This window comes from Ignavibacteriales bacterium, assembly GCA_016709765.1.
In the GTDB taxonomy this organism is placed as follows: domain Bacteria; phylum Bacteroidota; class Ignavibacteria; order Ignavibacteriales; family Ignavibacteriaceae; genus IGN3.
Map to the genome: position 1 here is coordinate 157,725 of JADJMD010000015.1, position 24,563 is coordinate 182,287.

General features: G+C 33.5%; 26 protein-coding genes. 9 read left to right on the top strand and 17 right to left on the bottom strand.

What is annotated here, in order from left to right:
- The first annotated feature begins 32 nt into the window (after positions 1–32).
- Both rsmI and IPJ23_17950 read left to right on the top strand, forming a co-directional pair.
- Positions 33–713, top strand: a complete 681-nt coding sequence (gene rsmI / locus IPJ23_17945) for a 16S rRNA (cytidine(1402)-2'-O)-methyltransferase (GenBank protein MBK7632540.1) — start codon at positions 33–35, stop codon at positions 711–713.
- 8 nt (positions 714–721) lie between these two features.
- On the top strand, positions 722–1,210 hold the full coding sequence (locus IPJ23_17950; protein MBK7632541.1) for a hypothetical protein: 489 nt from the start codon (positions 722–724) through the stop codon (positions 1,208–1,210).
- A gap of 469 nt (positions 1,211–1,679) precedes the next feature.
- Here IPJ23_17950 and IPJ23_17955 read toward each other — a convergent pair whose 3' ends face one another.
- From IPJ23_17955 to IPJ23_17965, 3 genes are all read right to left on the bottom strand, one after another.
- Positions 1,680–3,176, bottom strand: a complete 1,497-nt coding sequence (locus tag IPJ23_17955) for a response regulator (protein ID MBK7632542.1) — start codon at positions 3,174–3,176, stop codon at positions 1,680–1,682.
- A gap of 528 nt (positions 3,177–3,704) precedes the next feature.
- On the bottom strand, positions 3,705–5,156 hold the full coding sequence (gene rlmD / locus IPJ23_17960) for a 23S rRNA (uracil(1939)-C(5))-methyltransferase RlmD (protein ID MBK7632543.1): 1,452 nt from the start codon (positions 5,154–5,156) through the stop codon (positions 3,705–3,707).
- 92 nt (positions 5,157–5,248) lie between these two features.
- The gene (locus IPJ23_17965; GenBank protein MBK7632544.1) at positions 5,249–5,965 is read right to left on the bottom strand and encodes a methyltransferase domain-containing protein; all 717 of its coding nucleotides are present in this window, start codon (positions 5,963–5,965) and stop codon (positions 5,249–5,251) included.
- A 136-nt stretch (positions 5,966–6,101) separates the two neighbouring features.
- Between IPJ23_17965 and IPJ23_17970 the strand changes: the two genes are divergently transcribed.
- The 5 genes from IPJ23_17970 to IPJ23_17990 all read left to right on the top strand — a co-directional run bounded on the left by IPJ23_17970 (position 6,102) and on the right by IPJ23_17990 (position 10,603).
- Positions 6,102–8,135 (top strand): S9 family peptidase, encoded by a 2,034-nt coding sequence (locus IPJ23_17970; GenBank protein MBK7632545.1) that lies wholly within the window; start codon positions 6,102–6,104, stop codon positions 8,133–8,135.
- An 8-nt stretch (positions 8,136–8,143) separates the two neighbouring features.
- Positions 8,144–8,560 carry a DUF1232 domain-containing protein gene (locus IPJ23_17975; protein ID MBK7632546.1) on the top strand — a complete coding sequence of 139 codons (417 nt, stop codon included), beginning with the start codon at positions 8,144–8,146 and terminating at the stop codon, positions 8,558–8,560.
- Between the two features lie 104 nt (positions 8,561–8,664).
- Positions 8,665–9,198 carry an NUDIX hydrolase gene (locus IPJ23_17980; GenBank protein MBK7632547.1) on the top strand — a complete coding sequence of 178 codons (534 nt, stop codon included), beginning with the start codon at positions 8,665–8,667 and terminating at the stop codon, positions 9,196–9,198.
- Between the two features lie 62 nt (positions 9,199–9,260).
- Positions 9,261–10,019 carry a geranylgeranylglyceryl/heptaprenylglyceryl phosphate synthase gene (locus IPJ23_17985; protein ID MBK7632548.1) on the top strand — a complete coding sequence of 253 codons (759 nt, stop codon included), beginning with the start codon at positions 9,261–9,263 and terminating at the stop codon, positions 10,017–10,019.
- Between the two features lie 2 nt (positions 10,020–10,021).
- The gene (locus IPJ23_17990; GenBank protein ID MBK7632549.1) at positions 10,022–10,603 is read left to right on the top strand and encodes an SIS domain-containing protein; all 582 of its coding nucleotides are present in this window, start codon (positions 10,022–10,024) and stop codon (positions 10,601–10,603) included.
- Positions 10,604–10,618: 15 nt separating this feature from the next.
- Here IPJ23_17990 and proC read toward each other — a convergent pair whose 3' ends face one another.
- Together proC and IPJ23_18000 are read right to left on the bottom strand one after the other, a co-directional pair.
- Positions 10,619–11,434, bottom strand: coding sequence for a pyrroline-5-carboxylate reductase (gene proC, locus IPJ23_17995; GenBank protein MBK7632550.1), 816 nt, complete (start codon positions 11,432–11,434; stop codon positions 10,619–10,621).
- 70 nt (positions 11,435–11,504) lie between these two features.
- Entirely contained in the window at positions 11,505–12,062 is a 558-nt protein-coding gene (locus tag IPJ23_18000) for a DUF192 domain-containing protein (protein MBK7632551.1), read from the bottom strand.
- 53 nt (positions 12,063–12,115) lie between these two features.
- Between IPJ23_18000 and IPJ23_18005 the strand changes: the two genes are divergently transcribed.
- Positions 12,116–12,964, top strand: coding sequence for a S9 family peptidase (locus IPJ23_18005; protein ID MBK7632552.1), 849 nt, complete (start codon positions 12,116–12,118; stop codon positions 12,962–12,964).
- 72 nt (positions 12,965–13,036) lie between these two features.
- Here IPJ23_18005 and IPJ23_18010 read toward each other — a convergent pair whose 3' ends face one another.
- From IPJ23_18010 to IPJ23_18035, 6 genes are all read right to left on the bottom strand, one after another.
- Positions 13,037–13,840 carry a 50S ribosome-binding GTPase gene (locus IPJ23_18010; GenBank protein MBK7632553.1) on the bottom strand — a complete coding sequence of 268 codons (804 nt, stop codon included), beginning with the start codon at positions 13,838–13,840 and terminating at the stop codon, positions 13,037–13,039.
- Between the two features lie 2 nt (positions 13,841–13,842).
- The gene (locus IPJ23_18015) at positions 13,843–14,868 is read right to left on the bottom strand and encodes a metal-dependent transcriptional regulator (GenBank protein ID MBK7632554.1); all 1,026 of its coding nucleotides are present in this window, start codon (positions 14,866–14,868) and stop codon (positions 13,843–13,845) included.
- Positions 14,869–14,875: 7 nt separating this feature from the next.
- Entirely contained in the window at positions 14,876–15,535 is a 660-nt protein-coding gene (locus tag IPJ23_18020; protein ID MBK7632555.1) for a metal-dependent transcriptional regulator, read from the bottom strand.
- Positions 15,536–15,625: 90 nt separating this feature from the next.
- Positions 15,626–16,264 carry a cobalamin-dependent protein gene (locus tag IPJ23_18025; protein MBK7632556.1) on the bottom strand — a complete coding sequence of 213 codons (639 nt, stop codon included), beginning with the start codon at positions 16,262–16,264 and terminating at the stop codon, positions 15,626–15,628.
- A gap of 126 nt (positions 16,265–16,390) precedes the next feature.
- Positions 16,391–16,924: a cob(I)yrinic acid a,c-diamide adenosyltransferase gene (locus tag IPJ23_18030; GenBank protein MBK7632557.1), complete on the bottom strand. Its 534-nt coding sequence runs from the start codon at positions 16,922–16,924 to the stop codon at positions 16,391–16,393.
- A gap of 32 nt (positions 16,925–16,956) precedes the next feature.
- On the bottom strand, positions 16,957–17,895 hold the full coding sequence (locus IPJ23_18035) for an MBL fold metallo-hydrolase (GenBank protein ID MBK7632558.1): 939 nt from the start codon (positions 17,893–17,895) through the stop codon (positions 16,957–16,959).
- 121 nt (positions 17,896–18,016) lie between these two features.
- Here IPJ23_18035 and IPJ23_18040 point away from each other — a divergent pair, with 121 nt between their 5' ends.
- Positions 18,017–18,283, top strand: coding sequence for a hypothetical protein (locus IPJ23_18040; protein MBK7632559.1), 267 nt, complete (start codon positions 18,017–18,019; stop codon positions 18,281–18,283).
- Between the two features lie 7 nt (positions 18,284–18,290).
- Here the strand turns inward: IPJ23_18040 and IPJ23_18045 are convergent, their stop codons facing one another.
- From IPJ23_18045 to IPJ23_18070, 6 genes are all read right to left on the bottom strand, one after another.
- The gene (locus IPJ23_18045; GenBank protein MBK7632560.1) at positions 18,291–19,031 is read right to left on the bottom strand and encodes an NAD-dependent deacylase; all 741 of its coding nucleotides are present in this window, start codon (positions 19,029–19,031) and stop codon (positions 18,291–18,293) included.
- Between the two features lie 71 nt (positions 19,032–19,102).
- Entirely contained in the window at positions 19,103–19,885 is a 783-nt protein-coding gene (locus IPJ23_18050; protein MBK7632561.1) for a tetratricopeptide repeat protein, read from the bottom strand.
- Positions 19,886–19,909: 24 nt separating this feature from the next.
- The gene (locus tag IPJ23_18055; GenBank protein MBK7632562.1) at positions 19,910–20,908 is read right to left on the bottom strand and encodes an HD domain-containing protein; all 999 of its coding nucleotides are present in this window, start codon (positions 20,906–20,908) and stop codon (positions 19,910–19,912) included.
- A 52-nt stretch (positions 20,909–20,960) separates the two neighbouring features.
- The gene (locus IPJ23_18060) at positions 20,961–21,470 is read right to left on the bottom strand and encodes a UpxY family transcription antiterminator (GenBank protein ID MBK7632563.1); all 510 of its coding nucleotides are present in this window, start codon (positions 21,468–21,470) and stop codon (positions 20,961–20,963) included.
- Positions 21,471–21,478: 8 nt separating this feature from the next.
- A complete protein-coding gene (locus IPJ23_18065) occupies positions 21,479–22,810 on the bottom strand; it encodes a UDP-glucose/GDP-mannose dehydrogenase family protein (protein MBK7632564.1) in 1,332 nt (443 codons plus the stop codon).
- Between the two features lie 79 nt (positions 22,811–22,889).
- Complete coding sequence (locus IPJ23_18070; protein MBK7632565.1) at positions 22,890–24,455, bottom strand: PAS domain-containing protein; 1,566 nt, start codon at positions 24,453–24,455, stop codon at positions 22,890–22,892.
- Positions 24,456–24,563: the final 108 nt, after the last annotated feature.

Below are 24,563 nucleotides of genomic sequence, written 5' to 3' on the forward strand. Positions count from 1 at the left end.
GAAACGACAATATCATTAAATCAAGTTAAAATATGAAACCAAAACTATACATTGTCTCAACCCCAATTGGAAATTATGAAGATATAACTTTACGCGCTTTACGAATTTTAAAAGAATGTGATTTTATTATTTGCGAAGAATTTAAAGAAGCGAGAAGATTATTATCCAATTATAAAATTGAGAAAGAACTTTTCTCGTTAAATGAGCACAACGAAAATGAGAGTGCAAATGAGTTAATCCTAAAATTACTTGAAGGAAAATCAGCTGCACTTATTTCTGATTGCGGAACACCTCTTTTTTCTGATCCCGGACATTTATTAGTTGATCTTGCTTTGCAAAACAAAATTGATGTAATTCCCGTTCCAGGAGTTAGTTCATTGCTTACTGCTTTAGTTGGAAGCGGGTTAAATTTTGAAAAATTTTATTACTACGGCTGGCTTTCACCCAAAAAAGATATAAGAAGAAAGCAATTGATGGATTTGCGAAAGCGACGAGAAACAATTGTTTTAATGGATACACCATACAGATTAAAAACTTTGCTGGAAGATATTGTTAAACTACTTGGCCCAAACATTCCCTGCGTTCTTGCATTTGAATTAACAAAAGAAAAGGAAAAGTTCTATCGTGGTAACACACAGAACATTTTGAAGGCGGTGGAACGAGAAAATCTTAAAGGTGAGTTTGTGTTATTGCTGAGGAACGCAAGTCATTAGGTAAGCAAATGAAAATCATAAAATATAATTTTCTTATTTTACTTTTCTCTTCCATTAGTGTTTGTGCAAACCCAATAGATTCCACGACTGCATCACGTTATACAGGAAATGAATCTTGCTGGGGATTTAAATTGGGAAGATTTCACTTTAGCAAAGAGTATTTTAGCAAAGATGGTGTTTCAGGAACTTTTCTAAATGATTATAGAATTTCAAAATATTTTTATCTCGAAGCAAGTTTACAAATTTATAAAACTATTGGCAGCGATGAAGGTGCAATATCATTAAATGAATATTTAAGTTATCCACTGACCTTTTATAATCAAAAATTCTTTTTAAAAGGGGGAATAGGGCTTGCAACTTTGGGTTATTTATCTCCAATTCTTAATTTCGAACTAGAATATATTGTATTCGATTTTGAAAATACTGCAATCTCAATATCTGTTCAGCACAGTTTTCCAAAATTACCGCTAATTGTTAATCTTGGAATAATTTTCTAATTATTCTTTTTCTAATAAAGCCACATGCTCTATATGTAAAGTTTGAGGGAACATATCAACTGGTTTCATTAAAATTAACTTATAACCAGCTTCAACCATTAACTTAATATCCCGCACTTGCTTCAGATCCGAAGTACGTAACACATAAAATAATTTGTAGTCATTTTTTTCTTTTTAAACGCTCCTGCCAATATTAGTGTCAAGAATGTTATTGCTAATCCGAATAAAATCCACCAAGTCATAATTTGTCTTTTTAGCTGATTATGATCGCTTTTTTGTCGTCAGTTACTCTTGCCACTAACGGTTGGTATATGAAAAGCTGGGCATTAAGGGATGATTATCTGTCAACTCGCAAAAGCTATATGCGAGCTATGCACTTGAAATTATTCGCTATCTCCCCAATTTTTTATCTTCCGTGTTATAGTCATGTGCTTTATTTTCTTTCGTTCGATTGTATGTTTACAATGAATTATTTCCCGAAATACTTTTGAATCAATAAAAGTAATTCGGCTTTATTAATGGGCTTTGCAATATAATCGTTGCATCCGGCTTCAATTGCTTTTTCACAGTCTCTGGATAGTCCATAAGCTGTTTGCGCTATTATGATAACCTCTTTGTTAAATTCCCGGATTTGGCGGGTGGCTTCATATCCTCCCATATCAGGCATCCGAATATCCATCATTACCAAATCTATATCAGGATTCTTTCGGCACGATTCAATGGCTTCAACGCCAGTCCTTGCTTTTATGATTTCTTTACCAAACATTTTTACTGTTATGTCAATCAGCATTTCCGATACTTTATCATCTTCGGCTATCAGTATTTTTAATTTTCTAACTTGATCGGTTTTATCTGAAGGCACAAATTGCTGAACAACTGTTTCTTTTGTTGGTACTGCATTGTATGGTAAGGTGAAATAAAAAGTTGATCCAACACCTTTCTGGCTTTCGACCCAGATTTTACCACCCAGCATTTCGAGGTATGACTTGGAAATAGATAATCCTAAACCTGCTCCTTGCTGAGTCCATTGGTCAGGAATATCTGCCTGAATAAAACGCTCAAATATGGCATCCTGCCTGTCATTTGGAATCCCAATTCCTGTGTCTTTCACATAAAATTCAAGGTTCTTATCCCTTTTTTTATATCCAATCTCTATTGTACCATTGTTACTATATTTAATAGCATTTTTAACAAGGTTGGTAAGTATGGCATATACTTTTTCACGGTCGGTTTTTAGGATTACTTCTTTTGCCGGTAATGGGGTGCTAAATAAGAGTTTCATCCCCTTGGCTTCCACCTCAGGTTTGAAAAACTTATAGATGTATTCGATTTGTTCGTTTACATTCGACTCCTTTATTACAAGCTTCATTAGGCCGGCTTCAATTTTCGAAATATCAACAATATCGTTGATGATGTTTAGCATACGGGTGCCACTTTTCTGGATAATCCTAATGTAACCTTGTTGCTCCTCGCCAGTAAGACCAGGTTCTTTCAGTAATTCGGCAAAACCAAGAATTCCGTTCATTGGAGTTCTGATTTCGTGACTCATATTGGCGAGGAAAGCTGATTTAAGACGGTCGCTTTCTTCTGCCTGTTCTTTGGCTTTCAATAGTTCTTTGGTTCTTTCTTCCACCGTTATTTCAAGGTTTTTGTTGGCATCTAACACAAGCAATCTTTCATTGTCAAGTCTCTGGCTCAGAAAAAAGTTGCGTCGTGCATAATACTCTATGTTATATGCCGCAAACATCCCGATAAGATTTGCACTGATGAAAAAGAAATTGTTATTAATAAGTAATTCGTCAGGCGTACGCGTATAATATATTGCTCCTATATTATACATAAGGAGTATTGACCAACCTGCAATTGTAGCAAAAAAGAAACGGAGTTTAATAAAAAAGTAACCCGCAGAAAAGACTAGCATCATCCCGGCATAATATGCATAATTTTCAGGTGCAAGCATTGTCATAATGCTGATTCCGAAACCACCCGCAATAACACTGATGAGCAACAAGACTTGCCAAACTTTCTGAAATAACTGGGTGAAAGATAAAAGTAATACGATTAAGAGTATTGGAATAACAAATAAAAAGCGGATAGCATGGAAAGCGGTTGCATATTCGGGTATTACTCGCGAATCGAGGTAACCAAAGGCACCATAAAGTATAATAACTAATATAAATGCAATTCTAAATTGAAAAATAGAATCTGAGAAATATTTTTTCAAAAAAAGGCGTTCATCCACTTCAGAAAAAGCCAACGTAATTTTATTAAAATTCATTGATGCGTAAGGTGTGTTTTGAATCATTCTGCGTTTTTTAAATGGACATTAAGAATTGGCTATAACTTATTATTTTCCACAATAATACAAAAAAAACTGATTTTTCTAAAATTACTACGTAAAACATACTTTTTAAATTGTTTTTACGAGTGTTTGATTATGAGAAAACATATTGCGCAAAGTCCAATTGCAAAATTTGGTTAGCTTATAATTTCATCATTTTTCTAGCAGCACAACATTTTCAATATGAAAAGTATGCGGAAACATATCAACGGGTTTTATCTTAATTAATTTATAACCAGCCTCAACCAATAACTTTATATCCCGCACTTGTGTTGCGGGATTGCAGCTAACATATACAATTTTTTGTGGTATAAGTTTTATCACATCATCAACTGTTGTTGGGTGCATTCCACTTCTTGGCGGATCTATAATCATTACATCGGGTTTTGGGATGTTGTATTTATCAACTATCGGAAGAAAAGTTTTGTAAAGATCAGCAATAAAAAATTTAACATTTGAAATATTGTTTAACTCAGCATTTACTTTTGCATCTGCAATTGCTGATTCAACAGCTTCAAAAGCATAAACTTTTTTTGCTTTACCCGAAATAAAAATTGTAATTGTTCCTGCACCGGAATACAGATCATAAACAATTTCACTTCCACTTAACTCAGCATAATCCAACGCTGTTTGATATAGCTTTTCTGCTTGAACAGTGTTGGTCTGAAAAAACGAATTTGCACTAACTCTGAATTTATACTTACCTATCTCATCATAAATAAAACCGGAACCATAAATAACCTTTTCATAATCACCAACTGCAACAGCAGCAAACTTTTTATTGATATTATTGATAACGGTTGTTACTTGTGGAATTTCTTTTCCTAACTCATCACAATACTCGTTAACCAATTCGTCATTTTCTTCTGACGTAACAAGATTAATCATTAAATTATTTGTATGAAAAGATTGTTTGATAACAAGATTTCTTAAATATCCAGTATGAGTTCTTGTGGAATAGATTGAAGTATTTCTTTTCTTAAAAAAATCTCTAGTAAAGTTTAAAATCTTATTGCTAAGCTCTGATTGCAGGAAGCACTCATCAATATCGAGTACTTTATCAAATATTTTGGGAATGTGAAGACCGAGTGCAAAATCTCTATCAAGCGTTCCTTCAACAACAATTTCTTCTTTTGTTAACCATCTTCTTTCACTAAAAGAAAATTCCATTTTGTTTCTGTAATAAAAAACATTTTCTGATTGAATAATTGGTTCCATTTCAAACTCAGTAAATCCACCGAGTTTGTTAAATATTTCCCAAACCTGTTGTTGTTTATATTTTAACTGCGAATTATAATTCAAATTTTGCTGCTTACAGCCTCCGCAAGTTCCAAAGAATTTACATTTCGCTTTTACTCTTTCACTTGAAGGAGTAAGTATTTCCATAACCAAAGCTTCTGCATAAGAGTTTTTAATTTTAAGCAAACGAGCGTTTACTGTATCTCCGGGATAAGATCCCACAACAAATACAACATAATTCTTTTCGTTGCCGTTTTCTTCATTCAAGCCAAGCAGTTCATTCTTAGAAACTTTTGCAATTCCTTTTCCTTCAAATGCATACTTTTCAATTTGGAATTCTACTATGTCGCCTTTTTTGATATTCATTGTCTTTCTTATTGTTCAGGAGTCATTCCCGTGGAAGCGGGAATCTAAATCTTAGTGTTTGCTGGATTCCCACTTCCGTGGGAATGGCAATACTAAATGGTTTTCTTCAGTATCAGCATTTTAAATCCAATGTATCTATCTGCCCCAAGTTTTAAGTAAGCATTGGATTCGTGGCTAATTTTTTTTAACAATTTTTTGTAATAACTTTTTTCTTTTTCGTTCAACTTATAAATAGTATCATCTAATTCCTGAGCTGTGTGTTCATAAAAACTTTGCAATGATGAGGAAAGATCTTCTTCGTACGAAACAGAAAAATTTCTTTCGGTATAATAAGCTCCGCAACCATCATTTAACAAAGGCAACATTTCTGATGTATCGAAAATATTTCTTACAAAAGGAGGATAATCATTAGTTAGAACTGTAATTTCAGCAACACACAATGTTCCATCCGGTTTTAAAATACGCTTTATCTCTTTTACAATCTTATTTCTATGCAATAATGAAATTGAAGCTTGTGCATAAACAAGATCAAACTCTACAATATTAAAATCAGTGTTATCAAAATCCATCATCTTAACAACAACTTTACTGTCTGTGATTAGATTTAAGCGTGCATTAATCAATGAATCGTAATCATTTACAATCATTGTAACTGCACGTGCCCCAGATTCAATCATTTTTTCTGCAATTTTTTCACTTCCTGATCCAATAACTAAAATATTTTTATCGTTTAAAACGTACTTAGTTTTTAGGATCCTAAATTGCTTAAATCCGCCGGGCAGAAATATGTTTTGTGTTTCTTGTTTCATTTTGTAAAAAGTTTGTAACAAAGTTAGTTATAATGATTTTAAGATTGAATTTATTGTTTTGTTCATCTGTTTACTTTGTCTTTATCTAATAACAGTCTTATTTTTGATTTAACAATTAGAACACATCGGAGAACCAATGTTTATTAGAGCAAAAATCTTTCTTTTATTCTCAATTGCAGTATTATTTACAATCTCAGTTTTTTCACAAACCAAAAGAGCAATTAATGTAGATGATCTTTGGGCGATGAAACGCATTGGCACTTATGATGTTTCACCGGATGGAAAAACAATTGTATATACACTTACCAGTTACTCTTTTGAAGCAAACAAAGGAAATACAGATATTTATTTAATTAATGCAGATGGAAAAAATTTAAGGGCATTAAAAAACTCTGATAAAAATGAATCCGAACCAAATTTTTCTCCGGACGGAAAAACAATCGCATTTGCTCGTGGTGGACAAATATGGCAATGCAATATCGATGGTTCTAACGAAAAACAATTAACTAATATTTACACCGAAGCATCGGGATTTGAATGGTCTGCAGACGGAAAGAAAATTTTATTTGTTTCTTCTGTTTATCCGGAGTGTACAACACAAGATTGCAACGAACAAAAAGACAAAGCAAAAGAGGAAAGCAAAGTTAAGGCTGAGATTTTTACAGAATTAATGTATCGTCACTGGAATGATTGGCGAGGACACAAACGCAGCCATTTGTTTTTACTTGATATTGCAACAGGTGAGTTCATCGATTTAACTGAAACTAATAAAGAAGATGTTCCACCAATGGCACTTGGTTCATCAAACGATTACAATTTTTCTCCCGATGGAAGTGAAGTTGCGTATTCTTTAAATCCTGAATTTACTAAAGCAACAAGCACTAATATTGAGATTTATCTTGTTAGTTTAACTTCTCCACAAACTCCAAAGCTTATATCAACAAGCAAAGGTGTTGATTGCCAGCCGGTTTATTCTCCAGATGGAAACTGGATTGCTTGGACTTCGATGAAACGCGAGGGATTTGAAGCTGATAAAAAAGAATTGATTTTGTTTAATCGTAAAACAAGCGAAGCAAAAATTCTAACCGAAGAGTTTGATAAATCTGTTGATGAGTTTATCTGGACACCGGATTCTAAAGCAATTTATTTTATTGCTGCCAATGAAATTTACAATTCAATTTATAAGCTTGATATAAAATCAGGGACAATTGATTTATTTCACAAAGAAAATTATAATACAAATATTGAGCTTTCGAAAGATGGCAAAGCACTTTACTTCTTAAAGCAGCGCACGGATCTTCCGACTGAAATATTTTCATTAAGTACTGATGGTAAGAACACCTTAAAGAGAATTACATTTACCAATGAAGATATTCTTTCCCAGCTTGAAATGAATTCTGTTGAAACATTTTATTGTGAAGGAGCTAATGGAGATAAGGTTCAATCGATATTAGTAAAACCACCATTTTTTGATCCCAACAAAAAATATCCGATGATGTTTTTAATTCATGGTGGACCACAAGGCGCATGGGAAGATAATTTCCATTACAGATGGAATTTGCAAATGTTTGCTGGTGCCGGTTATGTTGTTGTTGCACCAAATCCACGTGGTTCAACTGGATATGGACAAAAATTTACAGATGAAATATCTGGCGATTGGGGCGGAAAAGTTTATACTGATTTAATGAACAGTTATGATTACGCATTGAAGAACTTTTCTTTTATAGATTCTAAAAATACTTTTGCTTCCGGTGCATCTTATGGTGGATACATGATTAATTGGATTGAAGGACACAATGATAAATTTAATGCTTTGTTCTGTCACAATGGGACTTATAATCTTGAAAGCATGTGGGGAACAACAGAAGAATTATGGTTCCCTGAATGGGATGTTAATGGAACTCCTTGGGAAAATCGTGAAGCGTATGTTAAATGGTCCCCGCATCAATATGCAAAGAATTTTAAAACACCAATGTTAATAGTGCATAGTGCTTTTGATTTTAGGTTATCGGAAGAACAAGCTTTTCAATTATTTACAACTTTGCTAAGGTCGGGAGTTGAAAGTAAGTTCTTGTATTTTCCTGATGAAACGCATTTCGTTTCAAAACCACAAAATGCAAAGTTATGGTGGAACACAGTATTTGATTGGTTTAGAGAGCATCAAAAATAGGAGCAGAAATGAAAGAAAGAGAATTTGAAATTATAACTCCCGATGATGAAATTTTTGAAAACCTTGGCGATCTTGGGGCTTTCCGAACAGGCGGGAAAACGGAAAAGGAAATTGAAGAAAACTACCGCGAAAAATCTAACTACGTTGAAGAAAATTTGTGGAGTAAAGTTCAGCGCGTAGGCAAGAAAATATCTTTTGCAAAAGACATTATGGCGCTTTACAGCTATATAAAAGACCCGCTTGTCAGCTGGCATCGTAAAGCCATTGTTGTGATGGGGCTGGTATATTTTATTTCACCGATCGATACAATACCGGATATTGCTCCTTTTATAGGATATCTTGATGATTTAGGAGTTGTAGCTGCAGTGGTTAAATTTCTCGGCAGCGAACTTATTCCATATTATGATTCTAAATACAGAAAGTAAATTTTTATTTGGTCATGCCGAACTTGTTTCGGCTTCCTTACTTTCACAAAAATTGATTCCGCATCAAGTGTGGAATAACGAAACTAAATCCAAAATAATTCCCTATGAACTACAAACTTCTCAAATCAGAAATACGTTATAAAGGAAAAGTATTTGATCATCAAGTTGATGAGATTGAATACGAAAGCGGTAACAGAGGAATAAGAGAAATAGCAATTCATCCGGGCGGAGCTGTTGTTGTTCCTGTTAAAGATGACGGCAAAATAATATTAGTTAAACAATTCAGATATCCGCTTCAAAAAACATTGATTGAACTTCCTGCCGGTAAACTAGATAAAGGTGAAGACCCATTAGTCTGTGCTACTCGTGAACTTGAAGAAGAGACAGGGTATAAAGCAAAAGTAATTAAAAAGCTTGGTGAAATTTACACAGCTCCTGGTTATTGCACAGAAATTCTTCATATTTATTCTGCTGAAGGGTTAATTGCCGGAAATCATAATCGTGAAGAAGGTGAACTTGAAATGGAAATCCTTGAATTTTCATCAAATGAAATTGAAACAATGATTACAAAAGGTGAAATAACTGATGCAAAAACAATTATTGGGATACATTATTTAAAGAATCGCAGTAATCATTGAAAACTCCATCTTTTTTCTCAAAACCTAAATTCCTATATTGAATTAGCTATAAATCAATATTTATGAAGATTTACAACTATCTATTAAATACTATTAAGGAAAAAGGAGCGGCATATTTAATTCTGCTTGATCCTGATAAACTTTCTGAAAACAAACTTGCAGGATTTCTCAAGCATTGTGAAAAATCCGGTGTTGACGGATTTTTAGTAGGCGGAAGTTTAATGGTTAATGGTGATTTTGAAAACTTTATTAAAAAAGTAAAAATCAATACTACACTTCCATCAATAATTTTTCCTGGCAGTATCACGCAAGTTTCTTCTTTTGCAGATGCAATTTTATTTCTTTCAGTTGTAAGTGGAAGAAATCCTGAGCATTTAATCGGAAAACACGTTCTCGCTGCATCATCAATCAAGAAAAGTGGAATTGAACCTATATCCACTGCCTATATTTTAGTTGAATCAGGTTTAACAACAACCGCCGTTTATATGAGCGGAAGTTTACCAGTTCCAAGAAATAAACCAGAGATCGCGGCAGCAACTGCGCTTGCATCTGAATATCTTGGAATGAAATTGATTTATCTTGAGGCCGGAAGCGGGGCTGAGAATACTGTTCCAAATGAAATGGTAAAAGCAGTTTCTAATCAATGTTCCATTCCTGTTATTGTTGGTGGAGGAATTAGAAATCCAAAAGTAGCAAGAGAAAAAGTTGAAAGCGGTGCTTCGATAATTGTAACCGGAAATTATTTTGAAGATGAAAATAATTGGGATTTGATAAGAGAGTTTGCTTCTGCTGTACATATTAAACAATCAATCTTGGTTTAAAATTGGACGCACAAAAATTTATAATTGATTCTCTTAACGAAAGTTCTGAAACAAAACTTAAGATTAAAGATCAGCTTGCTGACGAAATAATTAAAGCCGTTGATATTGTTGTAGCTTCTTACAAAGACGGGAACAAACTCTTACTTTGTGGTAATGGAGGAAGCGCTGCTGATTGCCAACACATTGCTACAGAGTTTATGATAAGATTAAGTCATCATATCCAGCGTCCCGCTTTACCTGCTATTGCGCTCACAACTGATTCATCAAATTTAACTGCCGGTGGAAATGACATCGGTTTTGAAAATGTGTTTGCACGAAATGTTGAAGGACTTGGTGTTCTTGGCGATGTTCTTTTAGCAATTTCTACAAGCGGTAATTCTGCCAATATTATAAAAGCTGTTGAAGCTGCTCATGCAAAAGGAATGAAAGTAATAGGATTATTAGGCGGAAGCGGCGGCAATCTAAAATCAATTGTTGATCTTCCGATTGTAGTCCCTTCTTCAAATACGCAGAGAATTCAAGAAGGCCATATAACAATTGCTCACATTATTTGTGAGCTTGTTGAAGATACGCTTTACGGCTAAACTTAATTCTTTTAGCTAATCAATTTTATACAGAAGTGCTGCTTTATCTGCTGAAGTTATAATTCCTCTAATTAATGCAGAACTAAATCCATTATGTTCCATTTGATTTAACCCTGAAATTGTGCAGCCGCGCGGAGTTGTAACCTTATCAACCTCACTTTCCGGATGTGCTTCACCGCTTAATAATAATGAAGCAGCACCTTTTGCAGTTTGAGCCGCCATCAATAATGCTTCTTCAGAATGGAATCCAATTTCGATTCCACCTTGTGAAGCCGCTCTTACAGCCCTTAAGAAAAATGCTATGCCGCATGCGCAAAGCGCAGTAGCAGGGATCATTAATTCTTCATCAATCACCAGTGTTTTACCAACCTGATTAAATATCTCTTCAGCAACCTTTAAGGATCCACTGTTCTTTGTATCGGCAGAAATGCATGTCATTGATTCCTGGATTGCAATAGCAGTATTAGGCATAGCCCTTATAACTTCAATATTTTTGCCTAAATGATTTTTAATCGCCTTTATGCTTGCGCCTGAAACAACAGAAATTATAATGTGTTTTTCGGGATTCAAATTACTCGAAATTTCAGATAGCAACTCATTCAATTGTTGAGGTTGAACAGCAATAATAATTACCTTTGCATTATTTACTGCTTCTTTATTTTCTGAAGAAACTTTAAATCCTAAATTTTTATATTCATCAAGAAGGTCAATTCTTCTTCTGGTTATATGAATATTTTCTGCATTGTATAAATCAGAATTTTTTAGGCCTCTGGCTATAGATAACCCAATATTTCCACCACCCAGTATCGCAATATTTTTAAACGATGACATACAGTATCTCCTTTAATAATAAATTCTGAAGTATTGAAGAAAAGAATAAAAAATTATATAAGATGCGAAATCATAAACCTAGTTTGGTTCCCATCCAATCAATTTTATCTCCTACTTGAATGTTATGCTTGTCTGTATATCCAGCAATAACTTCTACTACGTACAGTGCAGGTTCTGAGGATGGATAACTTTGGTCTGATAATATCTTTGTGTTTTTATGAATTGTTACAATTCGCTTCTGCTCGTTTACAAAAATCATATCAAGTGAAATTAGCGTATTACGCATCCAAAAGGATTGATCTCTCTGGATCGGAAAAATAAAAAGCATTCCTTGGTTTTCCTTCATTTCATTGCGGTTCATCAATCCAAGTTCCCGCTCGTATTCAGTATCTGCAATCTCAAGATCAATCTTTGATTTTAATGCACTAAGAGAATCCGTAAACGTTAGTTCACCTTCTTTTGTAAAAGTATAATATTCCACTTTAGGCTCGTGTGTTATAAAATTGTTTACAATAAAAAATCCAATTACAGCAAGTGATAATACTGCAATAACAATTGTTTGTAAGGATATTTTACTTTTTGTCTTGTTTGATTTTTGCTCTGTTTGATTAATCTGTTTTTTAGCCATTGTGCTTTTTCCGATATTTGTATAGAGCAAATATATAAAAAACGGTTATCTAAATGAGTAAAATAATTAGTCGTGAAATAGTTGAGCTAAACAAACAACAGCAGAAAATGATTTCCAGTGGCTGGGGAAACGATACGCTGGAAAAATCAATTGTTGAAAAGATAACTTATTTGTCTGATGGATTTAAAGTGATGGGTTATATAGCTTATCCAAAGAACGATTCAAGAAAATATCCTTGTGTAATTTGGTGTCGCGGCGGAATTGGAAATGCCGGAGCAATTGATAAGTTTACTGCTCGGGGTATTTACGGACAACTTGCAAGCTGGGGTTATTGTGTTTTTGCTTCTCAGTATCGCGGTAACGATGGCGGTGAAGGACACGATGATTTTGGTGGTGACGATTTAAACGATGTTCTAAATTTAATTCCACTAGCTGATGATGTTCCACAAGCAAATAAAGATGTTTGGGGAATTGAAGGCTGGAGCCGTGGCGGAATGATGACTTATCTTACATTAACAAAAACAAATCTATTTAAAGCTGCAATTGTATTAGGTGGAATTGCAAATCTTCGTTGTAACTCCGATGAAAGCAAATTTATGCGTAGACTTTATGAACATACTCTTGGTAGGTATGAAGAAGATGAGTTTACAAGCAGGTGCGAAACAAGATCAATAGTAAACTTTGCTGATAAACTATCGCAAAAAACTCCATTGCTTATAATACATGGTAATGATGATACCAGAGTTTTGCCGCACGATTCACTTGATCTTTCTTACAAGCTTTTAGATCTAAAAATTCCTTATCGTTTAGTAATGCTGGAAGGCGGAGATCATTTCTTAAAATCCCACCGTAAAGAAGTTGATGAAATACGTAAGAGATGGTTTGAAAAATATTTGAAGTAAATGGGGCTTTATATTTTAATTATTGTGTTTGGTGAATATTATTTAATTAGAGTTGTAGTCATATTCACATTTTTAATCATTGGATAATTCTACTAATTCTTGTTTTTTAAGATTCCCTAAATCACCATTTCGAATTGCATCAATAATACTTTGATCACCTTCAAGTAAACGTAATGAAACCCAACGCAAATTTGGTAAACCCGGATATTCAAGTTCAATTTCCATACTCAGCCTTTCTATTGCATTATTTAATTCCGAAGAGTTGGTTTTAAGTCTATATGGTTTACAAACATACTTTCCAGTTGCAACTTCGTGAATCATATTTAACAACTCGTTCATTCCCTCCCCCTGTCTTGCAGATGTTGGGATCACAGGAATTCCTAATTCTTTAGCCAAAGTTCTATCATCTACCTGGATTCCATTTCGTTTTGCTTCATCCATAAGATTTAAACACAAAACAGCGCGCTCTGTAATTTCTAAAATTTGTAAAACAAGATTTAAATTTCGTTCAATTCGCGTTGCATCTACAACAATAACCGTTACATCGGGTTGTCCGAACAAAATAAAATCACGTGCAACTTCTTCATCCGTACTTGTAGAAAGTAATGAATAAGTTCCCGGCAAATCAACCAGCTTAAATTTTTTCTCGCCATATTCAAATCCGCCTTCAGCACGCGTTACTGTTTTGCCCGGCCAATTGCCGGTGTGCTGTCTTAATCCTGTTAGATAATTAAACACAGTACTTTTACCCGTGTTTGGATTTCCGGCAAGAGCAACGACAAAATCAAAACTGCTCATATCTATACCAAGTTTTTTTAAATTGCCCATATTGTGAACCGGACAATTTGCACAATTATTTAAATCACCACTTGTCATAATTATTTATCCTTTTCATTCAGCAAATAAATCTTTTCGGTTTGCTGTTTTCGCAACGCAACAGTGGTTCCGCGTACTCTGTATGCAACCGGATCACCGGTTAAACTTTGCAGCTCTGCTTCTATTTTTGTTCCCGGAACAATTCCTAGATCCATTAATCTTCTGCGCTGCTGCCCGCGTAATGACTTTGCTATTCCGAGTATAGTTCCTTCTTCACCAATTTTTAAAGATGAAAGTGCTTTAAACTTTCCTTCAATCTGTTTTTCAAATTGCAAAACACCAACTGTAATATTCTTTGCAATTAAAGGAGAAAGAATACACTCTTCGCCATTCGCAATAAATTTAACTCGCTTATCAGAAATCTCCATCATTCTTATTTGCATTCCAGGAAATAAACCTTCGGCAAGTATCTGTGAATAAATTGCGTTCGGTTCATCTTCAACATGAATAATATTTGCAAACTCGTTAAGTTTCATTTCAGTTAGTAGTTTTCCCTTTTTTATCGGAAGCTCGCCGGAAGCCGATGGAATTGGATCGCCGTGCGGATCAAAAACAGGATTGCCAATTTGCGCAGCAAGTCTATCTGCTTGTTCAGGTGTTAGTATATGTTCTACTTCTTCAGCTTTTTGATGCCATTCGTTTTCTGTAACACTTGTTTCATCTGCAAGATATTTTTCCCATAATCGATGAACACGCACAACTCGAAGTGCATAAGATCTTCCATCGGAGGTTAAACTTAATTCGTTTTTTTTTGCAGATACTAATCCCATCGATTCCAATCTTGAAATTATATCGGTTGCATCATCGGCAGAAATAGAAAGGTTGCCAGCAATTCCATTTAATGTGCAACTAATGTTATTATACTCGCAATTGTATAGATATTTTAAGGCATCTTCAATCAATACTTTTTTATTTGCGCTGCGGGATTTTTTCCAGACTGATATTATTCCTTTGTTCGGATAAAACAATAGCACAAATATTATTATTAGAATGATTCCGATCGTTAAAAGCATTAGTGGTTCGTTCATATTAAGCCTATACTATCTTTTCCACAAAAATGTTTGACGCTATTTTACTACTGAGATTTACTTCTTTTTTATCTAACAAAATCAATAATGATCCATCGTAATCAAGTATATCTTTAATTTTAATTTCTTTACCAAGTGTAATTCCAATTTTTGTAACGTATGATAAAAGATTTTTAACATCATCATTTACCATGATAACTCTTGCGGAATCATTTTCTTTTAATTCCTTAATTGCAACAACTGTTTTTGTGTTTTTTATCTTTCCATTTTTATCAGGAATCGGATAACCGTGCGGATCAACTTCCGGGTATTCTAAAAATTCTTCCAATAAATTTATTAGTTCATCCGAAGAAGAATGTTCTAATTTTTCTGCTTCATCATGCACTTTATCCCAAGTCATCCCAAGAGTTTGATGAAGAAACACTTCCCATATTCTATGGCGACGAAGCATGTTTTTTGCGTAGGTTTCACCTTCTCTAGTTAATTTTATGCTCTTGTACTTTTGATAGTCAACAAAACCATCACGAGATAGTTTGCGAAGCATATCCGTAACGGCAGCATTTGAAATCTTCAACTTTGCTGCAAGTAGATTTTGCTTAATTTCTCCGGCATCATCTAGATTGCGGTAAATAGCTGTTAAGTAATCTTCTTGTGAAATATTAATCATTTAAGTAATTCTAAATATATTTTTAAGTGTGCTTAAGTTTATAAAATTAAAAAACAAAAGGCAAAGGGTAATTCTTTGCCGATCTTTAAATCAAACTGCTTTTTTTATATAAGATTCTAGTGAATTAAGAGAATCAATGTATTTAACATTCTTATACTTTTTCAAAATATTTTCAGAATTTTCAGCTAATGCCTGACCGCCAACAACAATTTTTTTAGTCGGGAAAAATCTGGTCAAATGATCAACCACTTCTAAAAATCTGCCGAGATTTAAGTATAACCCCCAGGAAAGTGCAATTACATCAGGATCAATCTGTTTAACAAATTTTATTATTTCTTTAGCGGGAACTGAAGCACCGAGATAATAAGTTTTCCATCCTTTAAGCTCAAAAACATTAGATACCATCTTAGCACCGATTTCATGAAATTCTTTATCAATGCAAGTTATAACAACTTTTTTGTCTTTATTGCCATCACTAACTGGAGCAAAGCGACTAATAAGTGATTCCACTATTCGTGTAGCTAAATGTTCTTCGGGAATAGATATTTTATTGTGATCCCAAAGTTTTCCAATTCTATATAGTGATTTTTGGAAAAGCTCTACATAAATATCTTTTAAGGCTACGTCCTCTTCTATTAAGGATTGAACGATACTTGCGCATTTGTCCTTATCGCCATCCATAAGAGCGTTGTAAAATCCAAGAAAATGAGTTTGTTTGATATCTTTCATTTCATTAAGTAATTAATTTATCACTGTTTAAAGTAGTAATTCATTTTTGAACAAAAAAGTTCAATTTAGTTAAATTTTTTTACCATTATAATTTTAGATTCCCAACTTATTGTTACAATAAATAGACTAAGACTCAATTCCCTTTCTTGCTAAAACACCATCTTGATAATAATGTTTTATAACTTTCATTTCTGTTACAAGATCCGCGGCTTCAAGAATTTTATCAGGACAATATCTACCAGTCAAAATTAATTCGACATTTTCGGGTTTCATTTTCATAAAAGTCATTACTTCTTCATCATTGAATAATCCAAAATGGATTGCAACTAGTATTTCATCAAGAATTATTAAATCATATTTGTCGCTTAGCATTTTTGCTTTTGCGGTTTCAAGTCCGCGTCTTGCTTTATCCATCTCAACTCTGTTTGGCATTTCTTTGCGGTAAACAAAATCATCGCCGGCAAATTGTTCAATTGTAATCCATTCGCTTAATTGTTCTAAACTTATTAATTCGTTGTAAGGATATTCTTTCATAAACTGTGCTATGTAAGTTTTGAGTCCATAACCAGCAGCTCTAACTGCCTGCCCTATTGCGGCCGTCGATTTACCTTTGCCATTTCCTGTGTAAATCTGGACGTAACCTTTTTCTAATTTATTCATTTAATTTTATGTTTAATTACAAAACAAAAATACTAAATAGAATTGAGAGTAAACGTTTTTCCGATATCATCTAACCCAAGTTTTATATTATAGTTTGATATGGATTTGTTTAACCAAATTAACGGTTCATCAATTGGTTCGCTACCCTGTTTAAAAGTTTTTGTGTGGATTGGAATAAAATATTTCGCACCAATATGTTTTACCGCCATTATCAGTGCTTCTTCAGGATTGCAATGATTTTTTTTCCAAGGATTGTATGCGCCAATTGGCATAATTGCTATTTCTATTTTTTCATCTTTTAGCGGAAGAAATAAATCGTGATAGGCAGTATCACCGCCAAATAAAATTTTCTTTTCATTCTTTTCTAATATTATTGCATTATAACTTCTTCCCTCTTTCATATAACCTTTAGAGCGATCCCACTCCCATGGATATCGCCAGCCAAAATGTTTTACTTCAAGAGCTTTAAATTTAATTCCGAGCAATTCGGTTTCTTCGTTCCAATCAATTTCCTGTAAGGATTTCCATTCTAATTCAGAGATAACATCCGCCGTATTGTAAGCAGTTATACAATCAATATCATTTGGATATTTATTCACAATTGTTGAGAGCGTTTCATAATCCATATGATCCATGTGTGCATGAGATAAAAGAATAATATCTGGCTTTGGAATTTCATCAACTGTTAATGCGGGATGTGTAAATCTGCTTGGACCAAATGTCATTCCAAATATGCTCACACCAACTCGCTCAAATAAAACCGGATCGGTTAAAATTGTTGTACCATAAAAATTTATTAAGACAGTTGAGTGTCCAATCCACGCAATATTTATTTCATAGTCGTTCCACTTTGTTGGATCGGGTTTGAAATTTGTTAAGCTAGGTGGTTGTTTAGCCTGCAGCTTTTCATTTACAAATAAAACTCCTGCAGATGCCAACGATATATTTCTTAAAAATTTTCTTCTATTCAATACTTAACCTTTGTTATTGTAACAATTTTAACAAAAAAATTATTATAATAGTTCTATTCTAAATATGGCAAGAAATTTATCAGAATAAAACCTATTTTTGATTGAACAGAAAGAGGATAAAATGGAAATTATACTTTTACTTATAATATCAGGAATTACAGGTGGAATTGGCCGTTCACTTGTAGGATTTAAGCGAGGTGGATGTATTATTTCAATTGCGGTTGGATTTATCGGTGCTTACATCGGAACTATACTTGCCCGCGAGTTTAACTTTCCTGATTTCTGGTCGATAGAAGTTGGAAGCATAAACTTTCCGATTATTTGGTCTATTGTGGGAGCCGCTGTTTTTACTGCAGTATTAAGTTTGATTGTTCCGAAGAAAAATTAATGGCTAGTTACTTTTGATTGAATTTTTTTATTTCTTTAACAATTTCTGGCAGTATTTTGCCAGCTTCACCAAAAAATGATTGATCACAAAAAGGAGTAATTTCTGTTTCTTCGATGTTAACTTCAACAATAAATGCTCCGGCTTGTTTTGCAACATGTACTAATCCAGCAGCTGGATAAACAACAGCAGAAGTACCAACGACAAAAAACATATCACAATTTAATGCAGCCGTTTCACCGCCGCTAAATTGATCTTCTGGTAAATATTCGCCAAACCAAACAACATCAGGGCGAATCAATCCTCCGCATTTACATTTTGGAACTCCATTTGAGAAATCCAATTCTTCATTATAAAAAGTTTTACAGTTGATACAAAAATTTCTTTCAATGTTTCCGTGTAATTCAAATATTATATCGCTTCCAGCGCGGCGATGTAGATTATCAATATTTTGTGTTACTACAGTTACAACATCAAACAAGTTTTGCATTTCTGAGATAACATAATGCCCGGAATTTGGTTTTGCTTCGTGTACAATTTTTTTGCGATGGTTATACCACTCCCACACCATTTGTGGATTACTCATAAACGCATTAAAATTTGCAAGTTCTTCAGGTTTTAGTTTATTCCAAATTCCATCTTTACCACGGAAAGTTGGAATACCGGATTCTGCAGAAATTCCTGCACCTGTAAAGAAAACAATTTTTTTTGATTCGGAAAGTTTAGTTAGAAATGTTTGATTGAAATTCATTTTCGTATCCCAAAAATCTCTCCCTTTAATTCCCTCTCCTTATTAAGGAGAGGGATAGGGTGAGGTAAAGGTTATTCGTTCTTAATTTCTTCGTAAAGTTTTTTTGCATTTGCTAAAACAATATCATCATCTTCATCAACCTTAGGAGCTTTTTCAACTTTCTTTAAAGTTTCTTTTGCTTTATCATAATCATCCTCTTCTATGTACGCTTTAGCAAGCTCATATAAAAACATTCTAAAGTTGGGTTTAAGTTTTACCGCCGTTTCTAATAATCTAACCGCTTCTTCAGTATCACCCCAGCCTAAGCCTAAAGGTAAACGAACTAGATACGCTTTTTCACAAACCTTTAAATGTCCTCTTCCTAAAACATAGTGAGCAAGAGCCTGAACATAGTTACCGCCATTTCCAAGTTGAATAGCTTTTTCACAATCTTCTTTTATATCGTTTACAGTGCCAATTGCAGAAAATATTCCTTCAAATAAAGCTATTCTTCCATTTGCAATTGCACGTCGTACATAAGTTATCGCCTGATCCGGACCAAGCTTAACAGATTTATCTGCAAACTCTAAAGCTTTTTTGTAAGTTTTTTCTTGTTCATCTTTTTGGACATCAGTTTTCTCGGGCATTTTTTCACCAAGATCAACATAAGCACGACTTATACGCCATAAAACTTCCCAATTATTTGGCTCCAGTTTTTCAGCTTTTTGGTAGGATTCTAAAGCTTTCTGATTCTGAAATTCAGCAACAAATTGATCACCTTGTTTAAGTAACTCATCTACTGTTTGAGCCAAAGAAAAATTTACCCCAAACATAACAAGCAACAGAATAGATGCGAGTTGTAGAATTTTTTTCATTTGTGTCCCTTAGGTTTAGTTTGTTTAATCGAATAATGTTTTATTTTCTTTGATTGATTTTTCAATTCCGTGACTATGAATATCTGTTCCTGCAAGTGAAATGAATTTTGTCCAGTTTGTACCCGGTTTGATTTCATTTGCAATAACATTTTTGTATGCATTAACTTTTGCACTTAGCTCATCTGATTGATAAAGTGTGATTGCTTCCAAAGTTTTTGGAACTACTGGTGACGCATATTCAAGTTTACCTTGATGACTTAAAATAAGATGCAATAAATTATTTTTTAGATTTTCTGGAAAATCAGGAAGCTTATTTATTTCATCATTAACAATCATAGCAGCAATTACAATGTGCCCTAGTAATTTTCCTTTATCTGTATATTCAAAAACAGGTTCAAAACTTAGTTCTTCTATTTTTCCAAAATCGTGTAACATGGCTCCGCAAATTAATAGATCGCGATTTATTTGTGAATGAATATCACACATCAAATCACAAATTCTAATAATCTCTAAAGTGTGTTCAATCAATCCGCTAATGTAACCGTGATGCCACATTTTGCCTGCTGGAACTGAAGTATATTTTTCAAATCTTTCGTCAGAAAAAATATTTTTCATTAAGAATTTCAAATCAGCATCTGTAATCTTTTCCATTCTTGAAGTAAATTCTTTTTTCATCTGGTTAAGATCGCGCAATGATTTTGGAAGAAAATCTTTTGGAGTTACATCATCACTTTGTTTTGATAAACGAATTGATTCGATTTTAATTTGCGGATTTCCCTGATACTCATCCATCGATCCGGCAATCTTAACAATATCACCAACAGTCAAAGAATTTTTTATTGACTTAAATCCTGAAACATCTTCCCAAAGATTTGATTGTGATGATGTGGATTTATCACCAAGTTCTAACGACAGATATTCTTTGCCAGCTTTTGTTAATCTAATTTCACATTTTTTTACAAGTAGAAAGTGATCTATTGATTCCTCTTTGGAAATAGATGATAATTCTGATTGGTTTAACATTTTAAATATATCTTATATTTTACTTCAACTAATAATAATTTTAAGAGCGTAACTAATCTAAAGCTTTTACAATACTCTCATTTGGCAAATGCACAATTATACTTCGGTGAATTAAATCAATAGAAATTGAAAGTGTTCTACCTTTTGAAGTTGATATTAAAATACCAATAACACCCTCAAAAGGTCCATCAATTATTTTTACTGAATCACCAAAAGTGATACCATTTTCAACAGTTATTTCCGGTTTGTACTCTAACACTCTTTTGAGATTTTCAATTTGCCAGTCAGGAATTACAGCTGATCTTCCTGCATCAAAAAGACATTTAACAACTGATTTTTGTTCTAACGAATAAAGCCTTTCTTTTTCGTTAGCATGAATAAAAATGTAACCTCTAATAATTGGAACAATAACTTCTTTTTTCCGGTCGCTCCATTTTTTTAACAAAGTTGTTGATGGCAAATAAGTTGAAACTCCAAGTGTACTTAGTTCTTCTTCAGCTTTAAATTCGCATCTTGATTTTACAACAAGAGCAAACCAGTAACGTACATCATCACTCCCCATAATTTAACCTAATTAATAATATCGGTTCTTCCGATTGAGTAGTAAGTAAAACCAAGAGCTTTAAGTTTTTCAAGATCGTAAAGATTTCTACCATCAAAAATAACGGGGGCTTTAAGGGTTTTCTTAATAATTTCAAAATCAGGATTTCTAAATTCTTTCCACTCAGTTACAACAATTAATGCGTCTGCATCATTTAATGTAACATCAGAAGTTTCCGCATACTTAATAACATCACCCAGAACCGCTTTTGTTGTATTGTTTGCTTCGGGATCGTAAGCTGTAACAGTTGCTCCTGCATCCAGTAATAATTTTATTAGATAATGCGCCGGAGCTTCACGCACATCATCTGTATTGGGCTTAAATGCCAATCCCCACATTGCAAAATGTTTACCTTTAAGATTTTCTTTGAAGTGTTTGGATATTTTTCTAAAGAAATGTTTTACCTGTTCGTAGTTAACGTCGATTACTGACTTTAATATTTTAAAATCATACTTGTTTTCATTTGCCGTGTTAACCAAAGCGTGTACATCTTTTGGAAAACAAGAACCGCCGTAACCAATTCCGGGAAATAAATATCTTTTACCAATACGTGAATCTGAACCGATTCCCAATCTTACTGCATCGACCTGCGCACCCGTAAGTTCACATAATCTTGCAATCTCATTCATAAAAGATATTTTCATTGCAATAAAAGAATTTGCTGCGTACTTGGTCATCTCAGCAGATTTTTCATCCATAAAGTAAACTGGATTTCCGGTTCTTACAAAAGGATCATAAAGCTGTTCGATTACTTTTTTGGTTTTATCATTACTTGTTCCAACAATCACTCTTTCCGGCTTCATAAAATCTTCAACAGCAATTCCTTCTCGTAAAAACTCCGGGTTGGAACAAACATCAAAATCAAAATTTGGAGCGTGCTTTTTTATTGCTGAACGCACCCTATCACTTGTTCCTACTGGAACTGTACTTTTATCTACAATAACTTTAAATCCAAGTTCAGGTTCATCACGAAACATCAGTCCAAGGTCATCAGCGACCTTTAATACATATTTCAAATCTGCAGCACCATCGCCGCCTTGTGGTGTGGGAAGACAAAGAAAAATAACATCAGAATTACGAACAGCATCTCGTAAATTTGTGGTAAAAGTTAATCTTTTTTTTACAATGTTTCTTAAAAATAAAACTTCAAGTCCGGGTTCATAAATAGGAATATGACCATCTTTCATTGTTTCAATCTTTTTCTCATCGACATCAACACAAGTAACATTGTTACCCGTTTCTGCAAGACAAGTTCCTGACACAAGACCAACATATCCGGTTCCAACTACTGCAAGATTCACAAATTCCTCCGATAATAATTTTTTAACTGATGAAAAATAACGAAAGTCTTTTTCAAATTGAATTGATATAATTTATTGATTAATTAAGCGCCAGAGATATTTCTCTGTTAAATTGTTTGATATTAACAGGTTTAGAAAGAATAGATTTGATTCCGATTTCTTGATATGTTTTTATCAATACATCATCATCGGAATCTAAAAGCGCAATTATTGGAGCATAGTATTTTCTATCACCTTTAATAATTGATTTTACAAATTGTATTCCGTTCATCAGTGGTAAATCGTGTGCAGAAATGATTAGTGAAGGATGTTGTTTTAGAACAATATTTATTGCTTCAAAGCCATTATCGGTGCCAACAAATTTAAATTGTGGAAAATTTTCCCTGATAGTTTTTTCTAATTGTATAAAATCAGTTTGACTATGCTCTACAAGCAGAATCGTGTTTTCGGAACTTGGTACTGTAAAATGGAATTCACTTCCTGTTTTTTCTTTAGAATAAAACCAAATTTGTCCTTTATGTCTTTCCACAATTTCTTTAACTAGTGAAAGCCCAAGCCCTGTTCCTTTTTCGCCGCGCGTTCCTCTTGTAGAAAACATTTTTTCGAACTTAAAAATTCTTGATTTATAATTATCCGGGATTCCAACACCTTCATCGGTTATAACAAACTCAACAAGTTCGTTATTAAATCTATCAGTGGATATTTTTATAGTCTTTCCATCTTCAGAAAATTTAATTGCATTGCTTACAAGATTAGTTATAACCTGCATCATCAATCTTTCATCAGCTTCAATAAAAATTGAATCGGGTACATTTACTTTTATTTCAATATTCTTTCGCATTGCGACACCGGTTAGGGCAGAGATACAGTTAAAGACCAAACCTTGCGCCTGAACTCGATGCGGATCCATATGCATTCTTCCGGTTTGAAGATTTGACCAATCAAGCAGATAATTTACAAGCTGTAATTGGTTGGTAGAAGAATCGTTAATGTAGTTAAGATATTCAGTACGTTCAGCATCTGTTAAAGATGCCTCACTTAATAGAATTTCTGTAAATCCAAGTATACTGGAAAAAGGTGCCCGCAAATCGTGTGAAAGTATAGATAAAAAATTATCCCGCGCAGTAACTTCATTTGAAAGATTATTTATTATCTCACCGTAATCACTTTCTGTTTTCTTAAATTCTGTTACATCTATAACCAAGCCTTTTAAGATTTTCTGACTATCAACAGTTTCCCTTTTTATTTGTTCTTTTAACCAGATAATCTTTCCATCTTTTTTCTTGTATCGATAGAGTAATTCCAGGTTTGAAACTTTTCCATTTTCAATTTTATACAACTTCTTTTTTACATCCGAAGCATCTTCTTCAAAAAGCATCTCCCTTCCCAAAGAAGATAGTTTGATTAACTCAGCGGGTGTATATCCGGTCACTTTTTTAATGTTTGGCGAATAAAATATTTCTAAGTTTTCACCATCGGTTTTTAACACATAGTGAAATTGATCATCAAACGCTGAAGCAATTTCACAAAGAACTGAATTTTGTGGTTCGGTAATTAGTTTCTTCTGTTTAATACCTGATAAAAACGAGTCTTTATCCTTCTTCTCGTTATCTTTAGGAATTAAATTATTTTTTTTTCTCGGCATACAATTATTTTTTTTATCATTTTCATCAAAAATATACCAATTTACTCTTATGGATGAAACGATTTATCTTTACCAAATGGAACTTTCTTACTTAAAAAATGTTTTTAA

Coding starts and splice junctions, on each gene's coding strand:
- rsmI (MBK7632540.1), top strand. CDS start 33: ATGAAACCAAAACTATACATTGTCTCAACCCCAATTGGAAATTATGAA.
- IPJ23_17950 (MBK7632541.1), top strand. CDS start 722: ATGAAAATCATAAAATATAATTTTCTTATTTTACTTTTCTCTTCCATT.
- IPJ23_17955 (MBK7632542.1), bottom strand. CDS start 3,176: ATGACAATGCTTGCACCTGAAAATTATGCATATTATGCCGGGATGATG.
- rlmD (MBK7632543.1), bottom strand. CDS start 5,156: ATGAATATCAAAAAAGGCGACATAGTAGAATTCCAAATTGAAAAGTAT.
- IPJ23_17965 (MBK7632544.1), bottom strand. CDS start 5,965: ATGAAACAAGAAACACAAAACATATTTCTGCCCGGCGGATTTAAGCAA.
- IPJ23_17970 (MBK7632545.1), top strand. CDS start 6,102: ATGTTTATTAGAGCAAAAATCTTTCTTTTATTCTCAATTGCAGTATTA.
- IPJ23_17975 (MBK7632546.1), top strand. CDS start 8,144: ATGAAAGAAAGAGAATTTGAAATTATAACTCCCGATGATGAAATTTTT.
- IPJ23_17980 (MBK7632547.1), top strand. CDS start 8,665: ATGAACTACAAACTTCTCAAATCAGAAATACGTTATAAAGGAAAAGTA.
- IPJ23_17985 (MBK7632548.1), top strand. CDS start 9,261: ATGAAGATTTACAACTATCTATTAAATACTATTAAGGAAAAAGGAGCG.
- proC (MBK7632550.1), bottom strand. CDS start 11,434: ATGTCATCGTTTAAAAATATTGCGATACTGGGTGGTGGAAATATTGGG.
- IPJ23_18000 (MBK7632551.1), bottom strand. CDS start 12,062: ATGGCTAAAAAACAGATTAATCAAACAGAGCAAAAATCAAACAAGACA.
- IPJ23_18005 (MBK7632552.1), top strand. CDS start 12,116: ATGAGTAAAATAATTAGTCGTGAAATAGTTGAGCTAAACAAACAACAG.
- IPJ23_18010 (MBK7632553.1), bottom strand. CDS start 13,840: ATGACAAGTGGTGATTTAAATAATTGTGCAAATTGTCCGGTTCACAAT.
- IPJ23_18015 (MBK7632554.1), bottom strand. CDS start 14,868: ATGAACGAACCACTAATGCTTTTAACGATCGGAATCATTCTAATAATA.
- IPJ23_18020 (MBK7632555.1), bottom strand. CDS start 15,535: ATGATTAATATTTCACAAGAAGATTACTTAACAGCTATTTACCGCAAT.
- IPJ23_18025 (MBK7632556.1), bottom strand. CDS start 16,264: ATGAAAGATATCAAACAAACTCATTTTCTTGGATTTTACAACGCTCTT.
- IPJ23_18030 (MBK7632557.1), bottom strand. CDS start 16,924: ATGAATAAATTAGAAAAAGGTTACGTCCAGATTTACACAGGAAATGGC.
- IPJ23_18040 (MBK7632559.1), top strand. CDS start 18,017: ATGGAAATTATACTTTTACTTATAATATCAGGAATTACAGGTGGAATT.
- IPJ23_18045 (MBK7632560.1), bottom strand. CDS start 19,031: ATGAATTTCAATCAAACATTTCTAACTAAACTTTCCGAATCAAAAAAA.
- IPJ23_18050 (MBK7632561.1), bottom strand. CDS start 19,885: ATGAAAAAAATTCTACAACTCGCATCTATTCTGTTGCTTGTTATGTTT.
- IPJ23_18055 (MBK7632562.1), bottom strand. CDS start 20,908: ATGTTAAACCAATCAGAATTATCATCTATTTCCAAAGAGGAATCAATA.
- IPJ23_18060 (MBK7632563.1), bottom strand. CDS start 21,470: ATGGGGAGTGATGATGTACGTTACTGGTTTGCTCTTGTTGTAAAATCA.
- IPJ23_18070 (MBK7632565.1), bottom strand. CDS start 24,455: ATGCCGAGAAAAAAAAATAATTTAATTCCTAAAGATAACGAGAAGAAG.